Annotated in this window: 11 protein-coding genes and 1 tRNA gene; 8 read left to right on the top strand and 4 right to left on the bottom strand. The window is 38.8% G+C overall.

Going from position 1 to position 14,167, the window contains the following annotated elements:
• Nucleotides 1-88 precede the first annotated feature (88 nt).
• On the bottom strand, nt 89-277 hold the full coding sequence (locus tag MHB85_RS21630; protein ID WP_341073691.1) for a DUF6199 family natural product biosynthesis protein: 189 nt from the start codon (nt 275-277) through the stop codon (nt 89-91).
• Between the two features lie 313 nt (nt 278-590).
• Here MHB85_RS21630 and MHB85_RS21625 point away from each other — a divergent pair, with 313 nt between their 5' ends.
• Both MHB85_RS21625 and MHB85_RS21620 read left to right on the top strand, forming a co-directional pair.
• Nucleotides 591-1,739 (top strand): sensor histidine kinase, encoded by a 1,149-nt coding sequence (locus tag MHB85_RS21625; RefSeq protein ID WP_341073689.1) that lies wholly within the window; start codon nt 591-593, stop codon nt 1,737-1,739.
• A gap of 108 nt (nt 1,740-1,847) precedes the next feature.
• Nucleotides 1,848-2,330, top strand: coding sequence for a NucA/NucB deoxyribonuclease domain-containing protein (locus tag MHB85_RS21620; protein WP_091014144.1), 483 nt, complete (start codon nt 1,848-1,850; stop codon nt 2,328-2,330).
• 117 nt (nt 2,331-2,447) lie between these two features.
• Here the strand turns inward: MHB85_RS21620 and MHB85_RS21615 are convergent, their stop codons facing one another.
• The gene (locus tag MHB85_RS21615) at nt 2,448-2,672 is read right to left on the bottom strand and encodes a hypothetical protein (protein WP_036614778.1); all 225 of its coding nucleotides are present in this window, start codon (nt 2,670-2,672) and stop codon (nt 2,448-2,450) included.
• A 207-nt stretch (nt 2,673-2,879) separates the two neighbouring features.
• Here MHB85_RS21615 and MHB85_RS21610 point away from each other — a divergent pair, with 207 nt between their 5' ends.
• From MHB85_RS21610 to MHB85_RS21590, 5 genes are all read left to right on the top strand, one after another.
• Nucleotides 2,880-3,329, top strand: a complete 450-nt coding sequence (locus MHB85_RS21610; protein ID WP_341073688.1) for a hypothetical protein — start codon at nt 2,880-2,882, stop codon at nt 3,327-3,329.
• 331 nt (nt 3,330-3,660) lie between these two features.
• A tRNA-Leu gene (locus MHB85_RS21605) sits at nt 3,661-3,746 on the top strand.
• A gap of 783 nt (nt 3,747-4,529) precedes the next feature.
• A complete protein-coding gene (locus tag MHB85_RS21600; RefSeq protein WP_341073687.1) occupies nt 4,530-6,200 on the top strand; it encodes a dsDNA nuclease domain-containing protein in 1,671 nt (556 codons plus the stop codon).
• A gap of 1 nt (nt 6,201) precedes the next feature.
• Nucleotides 6,202-6,732 carry an ABC-three component system middle component 1 gene (locus MHB85_RS21595; RefSeq protein ID WP_341073686.1) on the top strand — a complete coding sequence of 177 codons (531 nt, stop codon included), beginning with the start codon at nt 6,202-6,204 and terminating at the stop codon, nt 6,730-6,732.
• Nucleotide 6,733: 1 nt separating this feature from the next.
• A complete protein-coding gene (locus MHB85_RS21590; protein WP_341073685.1) occupies nt 6,734-9,400 on the top strand; it encodes an AAA family ATPase in 2,667 nt (888 codons plus the stop codon).
• Between the two features lie 11 nt (nt 9,401-9,411).
• Here MHB85_RS21590 and MHB85_RS21585 read toward each other — a convergent pair whose 3' ends face one another.
• Nucleotides 9,412-9,669 (bottom strand): hypothetical protein, encoded by a 258-nt coding sequence (locus tag MHB85_RS21585; RefSeq protein ID WP_341073684.1) that lies wholly within the window; start codon nt 9,667-9,669, stop codon nt 9,412-9,414.
• 673 nt (nt 9,670-10,342) lie between these two features.
• On the opposite strand from MHB85_RS21585, the gene MHB85_RS21580 reads away from it, so the two are divergent.
• Nucleotides 10,343-13,264, top strand: a complete 2,922-nt coding sequence (locus MHB85_RS21580) for an insulinase family protein (protein ID WP_149846733.1) — start codon at nt 10,343-10,345, stop codon at nt 13,262-13,264.
• Between the two features lie 157 nt (nt 13,265-13,421).
• On the opposite strand, the gene MHB85_RS21575 is transcribed toward MHB85_RS21580, so the two are convergent.
• Nucleotides 13,422-14,129 (bottom strand): helix-turn-helix domain-containing protein, encoded by a 708-nt coding sequence (locus tag MHB85_RS21575; RefSeq protein ID WP_017687366.1) that lies wholly within the window; start codon nt 14,127-14,129, stop codon nt 13,422-13,424.
• Between the last annotated feature and the right edge of the window lie 38 nt (nt 14,130-14,167).

Here is a 14,167-nt window from a genome sequence, read left to right as displayed (position 1 = left end):
ATTGCACCACAAACAAAGTTATCATTTTCCCGTCATTTCACCACAAAAAAACTGCCCAACAGGGCAGTCATCTTCTAATGCCTATAGTTCATGCCATAGCGAGTGTGAAGGCGATAAGCAACATCAGCAGGCTGGTCGTTCTGACCAAAGTCATATAAGGCCTGCTGGGTTCGGCTTCACCCTGGGAAATCCAGCCATAACGTAGATACCAGCCGAATTTTGGGAAACAGAGATTGATGATACAGAGTACCATGAATATAAAAAAGAGGGTTCTCATACCCATCTTCCTTTCTCACTTACATAACGGATCTCATCTTAACGTTTGCGTCTGGTAAAAAAGACTACAATCAAAATGATAATGATGATAATTAACAGAAATTTCATGTATGTTCCTCCTGATGAATAGTTAGGTTATTGTGTAATGTTAGTTATCAACTATTACCCAAGAACCACATGACTTGAATAACTGTGTTACAATTAAAATATATTGATTTAATATCAACACATTCCGTTTGGTTAGTTTTCTCTCCTTATAATGTACGATTGCAGAATATATAAACATTAATGTGTGTGAGATGAAGGAGGAAGGCATGAGCCAACATAATCAACTCTCATTACAATGGGAATTTATCATCTCGAAAGTGAAATCCTCCGTGACGGTGGTCGATGCTACCTTGCCTGAGCTTCCGCTCATGTATGTAAACGAACACTTTACCCAACTGACAGGATACACGTATGAAGAGTCTGTCGGACACAATTGCCGATTTTTGCAAGGGCAGGATACAGACCCCGAAACGGTAATGCAGATTCGTGATGCATTAAAGAAACAACAATCCATTAAGATTGATATTTTAAATTATACAAAAAGTGGTCAGAAGTTCTGGAACGAACTGAATATTGATCCGATCTTTAATGAATCCGGAGAGTGTTTATATTTTGTAGGCATTCAATACGATATTTCAGAACGGAAGTATGCCGAACAGCAGTTGAAGTTTGCAACTTCCATGGCTGAGATGAACAGCAGAGGGCAATTGGAATTCATCGGCAAGTTGAATCACGAGCTTCGTACCCCGCTTAACGGCATTATGGGCATGATCGAACTTGCTAGTATGGGTGAAACTACGGATGAGCAGAAAGAATATCTGGAGCTTGCACGTCAATCAGGTGAGGCGCTGCTGAACATCATTAACAATAGCCTGGATATGGCGAAGCTGGGCAGAGGCAAAATGGATGTTGAAAACATTGAGTTTCAACCTCTGAAGCTGATTCAACAGATTGTGAAGACACATGAACCTGCGGCACAGAATAAACACATACGTTTGCTCTGTCATGCTGATCTGAATGTTCCTGATGTGCTTATCGGTGATCCGCTAAGACTTCGGCAGGTACTGGATAATTTGCTGAGTAATGCGATCAAGTTCACAGAACAAGGTGAAGTGCAGTTACAGGTGGATGTGAGGCATCAACTGATGGATACCGTTGTATTGGTATTCTCTGTGCGTGATACGGGAATTGGCATTCCTCAGCATCAGATCGAACAATTGTTTGATGCATTTACCCAGACCGACATCTCCCATGCGCGCCGATTTGGCGGAAGCGGTCTTGGTCTGACCATCTGCAAAGAACTGCTGGAACTGATGAATGGTCAGATTTCGGTGGAAAGTACAGAAGGGAAAGGTACACAGTTTGAGGTGACACTGCCCTTGCTGCGCCAACAGGCCATTCCCAATGTAGGATAATAATCAAGCAGGACAGCCGGGTGGTCTCGGCTGTTTTTTTATTGTATTGAATTGTTTTACGAACGGGCGTTCTGTTATAATGTAAGTGTTGAATGGGGGAGACACAGCATGAGTAAGAGACGCACAGGACGAAAACGAAAAGGTAAACAAGGCTTCAAAAAGCAGGTACTGACACTGGTAGCGATGCTGCTGGTAGCCCTCTACGCCTGGGCAGGGGGAGAATGGCCGGAGGAGATACCTAATCCATTCGGAGGTGCTAATAAGAGTGTGGACCACACCATTACGTTCCCTTCAGAGCGTTATCCCGAAACAGCCAAACATATTAAAGCTGCTATCAAGGCAGGGCATTCGGATGTATGCACCATTGATCGTAATGGAGCGGAAGGCAATCGGGATTTATCCCTTAAAGGTGTTCCGGTCAAAAAAGGTAAGGATCGTGACGAGTGGCCTATGGCGATGTGTGCTGAAGGAGGAACAGGTGCAGATATCCAGTACATTACCCCGAAAGATAATCGTGGTGCAGGTTCATGGGTAGGGAATCAGTTAAGTACATATCCGGATGGAACACGAGTGAAGTTTGTAGTGAAGTAACAAGAAGAGAAAAACCAGACGTGCATGCGTCTGGTTTTTTGGTATAAAGTGCTGGCATAAATAGATCTAGTTAACGTATCTATACGGGAACTGGAGTTTCAAGGATTACATATCCGGCTAAACGAGTTGCATTCCGCTTAAATGATGAGACCGTATGCTTAACAGACGCGTAACATGTTCAACCTCATCAAACGGTATCCACAGACTGCCGTGAACCGTACGTAAGGAGAGAATGGATGAATCAGCGGTACGCTCGGGAAATCCGGTTACCGTCTGACCGCTTGTATTACGAACCATGATCTGTTGTTTGCGCCGGATGGCAATTTCTACCTCTTTTTTCATAAGTCATTGCTCCTGATTATGAGATGTTAAATACATATGTCAATTTTTTCAATGGTTAATTTGTCTTCTTTATCTAGTCTATCAGAACTAGGTATAGATTTCCAGAAGAGAAATCAACATTCTTCTAGGTGATTTGTCTTAGCTATGGATGATCCGTTTTTGAATAGGCATTACGGGGTTATATTAGGGTAAAAGGAGGGGAACGGAATGACACAATTGATGATTGGGCTGGCCCGTACGGAGAACGAGGCTATATTGATGCTGAATCAGGTGAAAGAGGAAGGCATCAAGGAAAAATACTTGGGAGCGGTGGCGAAGGAGCAGCTTAATCTGGAGCTGGTGAGCGAAAAGACGGGGCTGCCCAAACCTTTGAAGGGTGCCGGAACGGATGGTGCCTTTGGCGCTCTGAAAGGCATATTGGCTGGTCTGGGGAAGCGAATGGATCAGACGATGTCGATCGGAAAAGCAGTCCGTAGACTCGCTGGCAATGAGATCGGGAGTGAGACCGATGATTTGGTGCTTACACTGACTGAAGCGGGGATCTCGGAAGAAGACGCACGGTATTATGAAGATTGGCTGTTAAAGGACCATATCTTGGTTATCGTGGAGTGCAGTGAGGAAGAGGCAGCTCGTGTTCGCCCGATTTTACTTTTTTAGTTTAATTTAAGGCTGATTTTAGGTTTCTTTAATGTTGGGGAGGTATTCTTATCTCACACCTCCCTTAATATAGATTGGTTTACCGGAAGTCCGGGACCGCAACTCGGACTTTCTAGGCACTGTGAGCTGACGCTTGCAGTGCCTGTTTCATTTATATAAGTCTTTCAGAAAGCTTTTAGGCGAACGCTTCGCTTTTCAGTTTTTTTTGTCCTCTCCGTTATCGTGTAAATCATTAGTTAAACTTATATAGTTAGATTATTTTATAAAAAGTGTTGCAAAGTTAATTAGTTCATGGTAAGATATTTCTTGTCGCCAAGAAATACATAATCCTGCCGGGGTGGCGGAATTGGCAGACGCACAGGACTTAAAATCCTGCGGTAGGTGACTACCGTACCGGTTCGATCCCGGTCCTCGGCATATTGCATTTAAAAGGTTTTCTTGAAAAAGAGAACGAAATGAAGGACGTATGACTCTTATGAAATATTGAGAGTCATACGTCTTTTTTTGTATTTTTTATTTTGTATTAAAAGATAAGAATAATAAATTGTTGCTGGAGTTGCTTCAGAGTTGTATTTTAAGTGTGAATAAATGTCGGATTTTTAGAATAGCTGCTGCATATTGAATCCGCTTTTACCAGTTCATTAGATTCGTTCTTATTATCTATTTTAATATTGGGGTTAGTGTAACAGATCTAAACGAATTTCTTTGCAGATTTTTTAATCTGTTCACGTACTTTCTAGATTTTTTAGGTTTTATGCAGTTTCTCAGGTGAATCTTATACCCTGCTGTTGTTTCTCCTCTGGCTTTGAAAAGACTGAGAGAATAAGGGATGGGAAAAGAAAAATGAAAATACAATAAAAAATTATAAATGAAAGTAGAATTTTATGGAGTTTAAAACGTTAGAAGAATTAGTTTGGTTATTATACAAAGTGAACTTTCAAAGAAATATGAAATTATAATTGATGGGAGTTTGGAGGATAATTAAGGAAAGTGTAGAACTAGATATAATAATGTCATTTCTTTGGAAGGTAGATATATTGATTTTTATTGGTGAATTTTAAATAATTTACATAATGGGTTTTATATGAAAAAAAGGCGCTTTGATTCATAAGGTTGAAAATGAGTTTGAAGCATTGAAGACCTAAGCATGGTTAAGTTAAAAGAAGATATGAGCAAGGTGGTTGATTAGCGATTCTGCAATTGAAAAAAATCAAAAAAGAAAAGGGCTTAATGAAGGGTGGTTGGCAGGGGAATATGCTTAAAAGTCTAGTTGTTTCAGTTTTGTCAGAAAACTCAGAAAGGGAGCCTGAGAAGAATCTTCTGATTAAGAGAGTAGAAAATAATCCTAAGGACTTAGTTCAGGAATTATTATTAATTAATGAACCAGAAGAAATAGGTGGTAGAGTTGCACTGGCAGGTTTTTACTATCAATTTTTAGTAACCATTGAATACATGATTGAAGTAATGAAGGGTACGTGGGACTTTGTTTCGATGGAACTGCACGAAGATGTTATAGTTGGAAAAGATAATCTTATACGTTTTATTCAAGTGAAAACAAGTGCCCAAACTGATCTAAAGACAAGTGAAACTGGAATCTACAGCAGGTCTTTTAAAGAGGAAGATGGATTTAAATATAGAAGACCGGATAGCTGGTTAGATAAGCTTTTAATGAAAGCAAAATACTTTCCGAACAAAGAGTTTCAAACACAGTTTGAATTACTAACTAGTTTTGTTGTCACACCTTCAAAGGAAGCAAATGTTACACCTTATACCAAAAATTATAGTTATAACCTTTCCGTTCCTGAGGATGATCATTTACTGAGACGTCTATCTGAAGAATTTTACGATAAGCATGATAATTCACTCTTAACTTATGAATCGTTGTGTGGTGAAAAACTTACTGAATTACTATCAAGATTTCATATTCGCAAAAGGTTAGATTTACTTCAAACTCGTGAATATGTCGGATTTCTATTAGATGAACTGGGAAAAAATATTGAGCCTGGGGTCAGAGTTGAAGTAGATAATATTCAATGGTTAATTGGACTTCTGATGGAAAAATGTCAAAAAATTGGAGATAATCTTATTCTATATTTGGGCTCTGAAGAAGTAGAGGAAATAAGACAATTAATCCATGATAATGCTTTTGCGATAACTGGGGAATCTGTAAGAAAGAGTGAAACAAAAGAAGTTATAAATAAAGTTTTTGATCAAATGATACTTGATATTAAGGATATAGATTTATTTATAGAATTGGAGCGAGATATTATTGGCTACAAAGAGAATATGATTGAATGGATTGATGGAGGAGGTACGATAAGAGATCTTGTCAATAGGTATTTAGATTGTAGACCTATATCTAGTAAATACAGAGAAATAACAGAACATGATCAAACAAGAAGACTCTTAGAACTCTTTAACTGTGCATTATTATTAATCTTAATTAATAAAGATTTATTAAAAGTATCAACTAATCACACGTCACTTTTAGTTAAACAGATTAGCTCTCAATATTTATCATTTTTGAGCTTAAGCCGGGGAGATACTTTAAACACTGCAGTTGATAAAATCCGTCAATTGTTACAAGAACCTGAAAAGTGTTCAGATATTTTACTGAATCCACCATCTAGTATTATTTTGAATGGGAGTTTTGCGGGAAATAAGGGGAGAATAGAATCTGTTATTATTTGCGAGGAGAAGCCAGAAGTATCGGGACTTCCGCAAAGTGACTCACTTAAAGATATGAAAATAATTATGGATTTTGTACCGGGTGGAAGGTTAAATGATGAATTTGATAACTTATTTACTTTCAACACTATGGAAGATCTACGAACTCATCTATGTGAGTTTTGGAAGGAGTTAAACGAGTAATATGGAGGCATATGTTCTAACAAATAAATTGTTATTAGATTTAGGTTTTTCTCATGTTATTAATAGTGATCTTTTGAATATAGGAGTTAAGTTGTTTACTAATGGTCTGAATTTTGTGGTTTTACAAAGGTGGGAAAATGAAACACCAGCACGAAAAATTATTCTTGAAGCTAGTCTTGTGAGGGATATTCTTTTACGCCAGAAATTGAATGTTTGGAATTCTTATTACTTACTATGTACTGGTGGAGATCGTTTAATTGATGAAGAAACAATCTATACTATTGAACGAGATTCATTGTCTATTAGGAAGTTTGTCATTCGGTCAATGGCAGATATTCGACGTATTCCATTCTTGGATGACAACAATGATACATATACAGAGTTAAATAAAAATTCAATTGATGATATTGAACAGGATCCTACCATATCATATTTACTTAAAAATCTTCGTGATAAAGAAGGGGAAAGAAAAAAGCTCTCTCAAAAAGAAATTGAGAGTGTGATTAATGACTTGTTAGATAAGGAGAAATAAAATGAAAATTGATAAAGTTAGGATTCAAAATTTTCGCAAATACTTAGGTTTACATGAATTTAATTTAGATAAGCAAATAACTATTTTCTATGGTCCTAATGGATTTGGAAAGAGTACTTTCTTTGATGCTTTAGAGTGGTGTTTGTCAGGAAGCATTAGTAGATTTTCTAAACAAAAAGATTTCACAGAGCAGGATATTATATGTTTCCAATGTGTTAAGACCGCAGAGACTTGTTTTGTGGAAATCGAGTTTGAGGGGCACATATTAAAACGTAGTTTCCGAGTGGAAAATGGAAAAGCGAAAAGCGTTACTGTTTCAATAAAGCCTCCAAATGGAAAAATTATTCGCACAAAAGGGAAAGTAGACACATTTTTGAGGAGGGAATTTTATCGTACTGAAGGTAAAGGGATGATGGGAGGGCTAATAAAACAATCACATATTTTATCCCAAGATCAAATAACAGAGTTTGTTTCACATGACGATGCTAAAAGTAGGTTCGAGGCTCTAGCAGATATAATGGGCTTAAAGAATGTTTTGAATTTAACGAATAACATTAAGGAAGTATCTTCTAAACTTTCAGCTCAACGTTCAAAAATAGAAATAGAATCTGAACAACTAAAATCCATGATTGAACAAAGGACTGCAGATTTATTAACTTTGGATTTATCTAAGATTGAAGAGTGGGCAAATTTACTGAATATATCTCCGGATATAAATATAGTATATGCAAATTTAAACAAACTTAAAGAACGCTTATTACAAGAATCCAGCGTAGTTCTTGATAAGCTTGATCGCTTAGATAAAGTCGGAAAATTAGAATTTTCAAACATTGGTGATTGCATTACTGAAGAAAAGAATTGTAGAGATAACTTAAGAAGTTATACTTCACGCCTAGAAAGAGCGGAAAAATTATTACTCCAAATTAATTTGGAAATAAAAGGAGTTAATGAAGCAAAAAATCACAATGATCGTTTTAGAAAAATGGAGAAAGAAGAAAAAAGGCTTATAAGATTGCTTCAATCTTCATCAAATTCCCCGGAAATTCTTGATTTGGATAATATTATAAAATCTATTTCTGATAAGCAAAAGGAATTAGTTAAATATGATTTAGCTATATCTTATCTTGAAGAATATCAAAAGTTGAGAAATGAAAAAAAAGATCTTCCTAACCGCAAGTTAGGTGCAGAAAAAAGGCTCTCAAAATTTGTGCGTAGAAGTAAACGACTTGAAGCAATGCTTCAGGTTGTGAATAAAAGGATAGAAAATCATTCTGGCGGGCCTATGATAAAACTAGTAGCAGATGTACGAAGTGTGTATGAATATGTTTCCATACAAAATAATGACAAAGATGGAACTTGCCCAGTATGCTCTGCTAACCATGGAAGTGAACTAAAGAGCAAAATTTATTCATCGATTGAAGAACACTTAGAAAAGATAAGGCAATATGCTGAGGTTACGGAGGAGTTAATACAAAATAAAGAGAGACTGTCAATGAGAATTGAAAGTAACAATAGAGAGCTTATTTCTCATCAAGATGAAATTAAACAAATTGACAATAAACATCGCTCTTCAATTGAAAGATTGAATGCAATTCAAAACCTCCCTAATTATGATAATGAACTATTGTTAGGAACGAAACCTGAACTTGAGAAGACCAGGAATAATCTTCTTTCTCACATTAAAATGGATGAAGTGTCAAAAGAGGCAATTCAGTCACTAGCAATGGTAAGAAAAGATTTGGATAATCTTCGTTCTGTTACGGGTCTCCAGCATGCACTTGATGATGCAGATGTTCCCGGTGAATTACACCGTCTGCAACGTGCACAGAATCGAGTAGTCTCTTACATAAATGACATGAAAGAGGAAATTAAAACTACTCAAATAAAGGTGCAGAATTTTAACAAAGTACTTACTCCCATTCCCGATATTTTATCAGAACTAGAATTGACTTATCCCATTGATGAATTAATTAAACAGTATCAGAAAAAGAAAATAGATCTACAAATAGAGTTTAATCTGGTGGCGTCGTTTTCCGAAAAATTTTCAAATAATCAACGAGTTAATATCAAGATAAAAGAGCTTTCCTTAGAAAAGGAGAAGAAAGATGCTTTGATAAAGCAAAAGTATGATCTGAAATTGTCTAAGATATCGGAGTTTCTTAATAAGGTAGCATTACAATTAGGGACTACTGCAGAAGATATACTTAATAGTTCTTATTCTACTATTCAGCGATATTTCCGTTACCTTAATCCGCTTCCGAGCACAGTTCCCATAAGATTTGAGGGTGGAAATGAAGAATTGAAAATCATGGTTCAACTTCCTAACGAGGGTGAGGGGCTTTCAAACGCGCAATATACTTTGAGTTCAGGTCAACTAAATGTTCTTGCTATCTCGATATTTCTGGCAATAAACGAATCGCAGAAAGTGAGTATTCTAGATTTTGTAGGAATTGATGATCCGATACAGAATATGGATGACGTAAATCAATTCTCAGTTTGTGATGTATTAAGTATTATAAAAAAGCAACTTTTATTTTCCACACACGATCTTGATTTTGTTAAATTATTTATAAAGAAAAATGAACATAGAAGAGAACAAATTCAACTTTTCATGATTGATTCGCCAACTCTTACAAAAGATAATATAAAACACATTAAGTTTCATTAACTTGGAATTAGTCAGTAGTATCCTTTAGCTTTTAAAGCTGCGATACAAACCGCGTCAACTAAATTCTTGGCAAAAGCGACATTTGTGTTACTTTCAACAATTACTCTATAATTTGTTGGAAATAATTTAGTTACTTGGTAAGTTGAGAAACACTTTAAAATTTTTATCGAAACATCCTCAGACAATTTATTGATTTCAAATCCAAGAATTTGTTGTTCAATCAGTTTTTTACGTTCTTCGGTATTAAGGTCGTACCAATTGATCCTCATAAGTACCTCCTTAAAATTTCTGTATCTCTCATACTGTAGTTTAGAATTTTTGAGTTTATTAACAATCATTAAGAACTAAATTTGAGTTAATATAGAATATACGTGATGTCACCATTAGTAATAGAAATTTAATTTAGTATATGAATATATTTTATTTTTCTTGTTTCCATTTATTCCTCTACGGAGACTTCCCACAAGACATATTTGGGGAAATAATTTGATAAAGACAACAGAATTAGAAATTGTTCTGATGTCTTTTTTTTGTAAAGTTATGAAGCCACTCTTATATCAGGGCATGTTAAAGATCTATTAGCATATTCTGAACCGAAATGGTTTAACCATGCAAAGTAATGTTTCTTTAACTCGCTTTTTATGAAGAGACGGAACAATGGTGTATACTATCCGTAGGCATATATTACCTTTACCTTGCTGAACGATATAAGTTCAAACATACATTTACATGATAACGGAGGGGACAGAAAAAACCTGAAGAAGCGAAGCGTGCGCCTTTATCCCCGGATTTTCCCTTTCAAAAGGGAATCAAAAAAATCTGGGGATAACAGCGATCGGAAGGTTGTTCTGTCATCGGAGTGCCCGTGTAAATAACCATATGTGAACTTATGTAGAGTCACAAAACCAATAAAACAATCTTATGGACGGAGGACTCAAGTTTATGTTGAAACAGCTTAAGCCATACAAGGTGTTACAAGAGCGCAGAATTGAAGAACTGAAATCGGATGCGTATCTGTTGGAGCACCAGAAATCCGGGGCCAAAATTGTACTTTTGTCCAATCAGGACGACAACAAAGTATTCAGTATCGGTTTCCGCACACCTCCGGAAGATGATACAGGGGTAGCCCATATCCTCGAACACTCCGTGCTCTGTGGGTCCAAGAAATTTCCGGCCAAGGATTCTTTTGTTGAGTTGCTGAAAGGTTCATTGAATACATTCCTTAACGCCATGACGTATCCCGATAAGACGATCTATCCGATCGCGAGTCGTAATGATCATGACTTCCATAACCTGATGGATATTTACCTGGATGCAGTATTGAATACAAATATTTATGAGAATGAAAAGATATTTTTGCAAGAGGGCTGGAACTACAACCTGACCTCTGCTGACGATGAGTTAACCTACAACGGAGTTGTATATAATGAGATGAAGGGGGCCTTTTCTTCACCGGAACGAATGGTGCGCAGAGAAGTGCTGAACTCCCTTTTCCCGGATACCACATACTCCTCCGAGTCTGGCGGATTCCCGGAAGCTATTCTGGATCTAACATATCAGGGGTTGCTGGATTTCCACACGAGATACTATCATCCTTCCAACAGTTACATCTATCTCTACGGAGATATGGATATGGAAGAGAAGCTGCAATGGCTAGATGAGAACTACCTGAGTGCATATGATCGAATCGAGATTGATTCGGCCATTCAACTTCAACCTGCCTTTGCACAACGGGTAGACACAGTTAAGACTTACTCTGCGGGAAGTACGGAATCCGAAGTGGATAACAGCTTCTTGACCTATAATGCGGTGATTGGCACAAGTCTGGATAAGGAACTGAACATTTCGTTCCAGATTTTGTTATACGCCTTGCTGAACGCTCCGGGAGCGGTACTAAAGCAGGCGTTGTTGGATAAGGGCATTGCCAAGGACGTCTACGGTTCCTATGATGACAGCCTGTATCAACCTGTATTCACTGTGGGACTGAAGAAGAGCAATCTGGCGAGCAAAGAGGATTTCTTGGGAACGGTCCAAGAAGTGCTTGAGCGTGTGGTAAAAGAAGGATTTGATCCTAAAGCGCTGCTTGCTGGAATTAACTCGTATGAGTTCAATCACAGAGAAGCGGACTATGGCAGAATGCCGAAGGGTCTGATCTACGGATTCTCTTCCCTGCAAAGCTGGTTGTACGATGAAGAGGCACCTTTCACCCATTTGGAAGCCAATGATGTATTTGCTGAGCTGCGGACAAAAATGAACGAAGGTTACTTTGAGCAGCTGATCGAGAAGTATCTATTGCAAAACACACATACTTCCTTTGTAGCCCTGACACCGGACAAAGGATTGAATTCGCGCAAAGAAGAAGCGCTGAAAGCACGTCTGAAAACTATTCAAGCGGGTCTTAGCGAGGAAGAAGTACAGACGCTGATTCAGAAAACGGAAGCCCTTGCCGAGTATCAGAATACACCTTCAACCAAAGAGCAGCAGCAGGTTATTCCGACATTATCGATTGAAGATATTGAACCGAAGGCTTCTACGTTGCATCAAACGGTGAACCAGGTCGACGGCACAACCATTCTGCATCATAACCTCTATACAAACGGGATTGGTTATCTGAGGCTGCTGTTCGATATCAAAGAAGTGCCACGTCATCTGCTGCCGTATGCAGGATTGCTGAAGAATGTGCTGGGTTACGTGGATACTCAAAACTACTCCTTCAATGAACTGTCCAATGAGATCCATATCCATTCGGGCGGTATTCATAGCGGGATTGGATCTTATGCCAACGCGCATAAGCACAATGAATTCAAGGCTACCTATGAGTTCAACGCAAAAGTGTTGTATGACAAGCTTGGATTTGCCTTTGATATGATCAAAGAAATTGTGTTCACATCCCAATTCGATAATTCGAAGCGGTTATATGAGATCATCTCTCAGATGAAAGGTAATCTGCAACGTAATCTGATCAATAGCGGACACTCTGCGGGAATTGGTCGGTCATCGTCCAAACATTCAGCGGTTGCGGATTTCAGAGAAGCTGTGAGTGGCATTACCTTTTACCAGTGGCTTGAGGATCTTCAGGCGAATTTTGAGGCCAGAAAAGAAGAGTTATCTTCCAGCCTGCAAGAGTTAACGGGGTATATTTTCAGACCGGAGAACTTGCTTGTTAGTTACACTGCCGATGAGCAGGGATATGAAGGACTGGAGCAACAGGTATCCGATCTGAAAGCGAAGCTGTTCACACATGAGGTTGCCAAGGAAGAGTTTACGTTCACACCGGCTACGCATAAGGAAGGATTCCGTTCTCCTTCAGAGGTGCAGTACGTGGTGCAAACGGGCAATTATATCAACAAAGGATATCAATACACCGGTTCCCTACGGGTCTTGCAGGGTATCCTGTCTCTGGATTACTTGTGGACCAATATCCGCGCCAAAGGCGGAGCTTATGGCTGTATGTCAGGCTTCAGACGGAACGGAGACAGCTATGTTGCATCGTATCGTGATCCGAACCTGGATAAAACGTACAAAGTATATGAAGAGATTCCGCAATATTTGACCGATTTCCGGGCAGACGAGCGTGAGATGACGCGTTATATCATTGGTGCGATTCAGGATCTCGATACGCCGAGAACACCTTATGGCGAAGGTGCATTCTCTCTGGAGTGTTATCTGTCGAATGTGACTGAAGCAGATCTGCAACAGGAACGTGACGAAGTGTTAAGCACGAAGGAAAGCGACATTATCGGTTTTGCTGAGCTCTTATCGGCCATTCTTGAACAACAACAGCGCTGCGTGATCGGTAATGAGAACAAGATTGAGGAACAGAAGCAAATGTTTGACGAAACGCTGGATTTAATCAAAAACTAAACGTTTGTCTCGCTTATCCCCGAACCGATAGGCATCAAAGTGAAAGGCACTTTTATGAGCTGGTTTCAACAGCTTATAGAAGTGCCTTATTTAATGAGGAGGAATGTGGAGCAACTGTCGCCGACCCATAATGAGAATGGGTGATACGCTGCGTTGTTCAAGTGACAGCGAGCATGTTGTATATTTTCAGTGTCCGCAGATCTTCCTTTGATATTTTCAATTCATTATACAACTCCTGATTCTCGGGCAGCGGGGTTCTGGAGAATAACATTTTGAGCGCGATCGGCATGAAAGGTCTGAAGGAGACACCAGCCATCAGTCCCCACTTTTTCTCTGATTCCTGAAAAGACGCCAGAATATTAATATATAGATTCTCCAGCGGCGTGGCCTGATTTTTCAAAATCAGCGTGGTGAGTGTATCATAATGCTCGGTGTGACCCCAATACATATTCTCGCACTCCTGGTAGTTCTCAAAATCCTTCACATTCATATACATCACGGTGCGATAACGGTTGGCATCCGATTGAGCCATCATGTCAATGACACATCGAATGAGACTGTTGTTACGCCCGTCATAGAAGTAGGAATAGAAACGTGTGGAATTCTTGAAAAAGCTGGACGGGACCGCATTCATCAGGGGGGAAGCGTGTCTGGGTTCTTGGTACAAGAGTTGCTCCACCTGGATGTTGAGTGCGTTCGCAATATGATGTAACGTCACCAGATCAAGTGTAATATCTCCGCTCTCATACTTGGACAGCGTACCCTTACTCTTGAAGATCTGATCCGCAAGCTGTTGAATGGTCAGTCCCCGCCACTTCCGAAAGTTTCGTATTTTCTTGCCAACTTCCTGATTGATATTGTTCATAACTGGTTCTCCTTATGCAATGTTTCTTGAGAGTACGT

Origin of the sequence: Paenibacillus sp. FSL K6-4396, assembly GCF_038002525.1 — a bacterium.
In the GTDB taxonomy this organism is placed as follows: Bacteria; Bacillota; Bacilli; order Paenibacillales; family Paenibacillaceae; genus Paenibacillus; species Paenibacillus amylolyticus_B.
This window is presented reverse-complemented; position numbering and strand designations above follow the sequence as displayed.

Coding starts and splice junctions, on each gene's coding strand:
- MHB85_RS21630 (WP_341073691.1), bottom strand. CDS start 277: ATGAGAACCCTCTTTTTTATATTCATGGTACTCTGTATCATCAATCTC.
- MHB85_RS21625 (WP_341073689.1), top strand. CDS start 591: ATGAGCCAACATAATCAACTCTCATTACAATGGGAATTTATCATCTCG.
- MHB85_RS21620 (WP_091014144.1), top strand. CDS start 1,848: ATGAGTAAGAGACGCACAGGACGAAAACGAAAAGGTAAACAAGGCTTC.
- MHB85_RS21615 (WP_036614778.1), bottom strand. CDS start 2,672: ATGAAAAAAGAGGTAGAAATTGCCATCCGGCGCAAACAACAGATCATG.
- MHB85_RS21610 (WP_341073688.1), top strand. CDS start 2,880: ATGACACAATTGATGATTGGGCTGGCCCGTACGGAGAACGAGGCTATA.
- MHB85_RS21595 (WP_341073686.1), top strand. CDS start 6,202: ATGGAGGCATATGTTCTAACAAATAAATTGTTATTAGATTTAGGTTTT.
- MHB85_RS21590 (WP_341073685.1), top strand. CDS start 6,734: ATGAAAATTGATAAAGTTAGGATTCAAAATTTTCGCAAATACTTAGGT.
- MHB85_RS21585 (WP_341073684.1), bottom strand. CDS start 9,669: ATGAGGATCAATTGGTACGACCTTAATACCGAAGAACGTAAAAAACTG.
- MHB85_RS21580 (WP_149846733.1), top strand. CDS start 10,343: ATGTTGAAACAGCTTAAGCCATACAAGGTGTTACAAGAGCGCAGAATT.
- MHB85_RS21575 (WP_017687366.1), bottom strand. CDS start 14,129: ATGAACAATATCAATCAGGAAGTTGGCAAGAAAATACGAAACTTTCGG.